This window comes from Micromonospora acroterricola, assembly GCF_003172955.1.
Classification (GTDB): Bacteria; Actinomycetota; Actinomycetes; order Mycobacteriales; family Micromonosporaceae; genus Micromonospora; species Micromonospora acroterricola.
Window position 1 is genome coordinate 1 of the sequence record NZ_QGKR01000154.1, and the last position, 612, is coordinate 612.

Sequence of the window (612 nt, forward strand, 5' to 3'; positions counted from 1 at the left end):
GGCGACCCGGCCGCGGCCTCCTCCGGGCTGGACGGGTGCTCGCGAGGGGTGCTCACCCGCTCATAATCACCCGATTGCGGTTAACGCAAAATGAACTTGGCCCCGCCGGGTCAGTTCATCGTCGGTAATGTCACCCGGACGACCTCGCCGTCGGGATCGGTGTCGATGCGGACCCGCTGGCCGAGCCGGAGCAGCCGCAGCCCGGAGGCGTCGAAGGCCCGGGCGGGAAAGCGCAGCTCGGTGCCGTCGTCGAGCAGCAGGACGCCGCTGCGTGTCGCCGCGTCGTAGCTGGCCACCGTGCCTTGCATGCTGGCACCGTACACCGGCGGGTCAGCCCGCGGAGCGGACCGGGCGGCCGGCGGCGAGCAGCGCGGCGGTGCGCGGCCCCAGCCCGAGCCGGGCCGCCGCGGTGAGGTCCGCGGCGGTGTCCACGTCCCGGCGCAGGCTGGGCCAGTCCCCGGTGAGCGGCAGCGCCCCGCTCGCCGCGTGCGCCGCCGCCGAGCCCACCCCGAAACGCGGGTCCAGGGGTACGCCCGGCGGCGCGGCGAGCAGCACCGTGCCCCCGCCCGGCGCGTCCGGCACGCACCGGCGTACCCCCGCTCGGCCGGTCTG

Annotated in this window: 1 protein-coding gene and 1 pseudogene; both read right to left on the bottom strand. The window is 76.6% G+C overall.

Annotation, left to right across the window (positions count from 1 at the left end):
• Positions 1 to 110: 110 nt before the first annotated feature.
• A complete protein-coding gene (locus tag DKT68_RS08580; RefSeq protein ID WP_007456426.1) occupies positions 111 to 308 on the bottom strand; it encodes a cold-shock protein in 198 nt (65 codons plus the stop codon).
• A 22-nt stretch (positions 309 to 330) separates the two neighbouring features.
• A pseudogene (locus DKT68_RS08585) lies at positions 331 to 612 on the bottom strand (2-phospho-L-lactate guanylyltransferase); the annotation flags it as partial.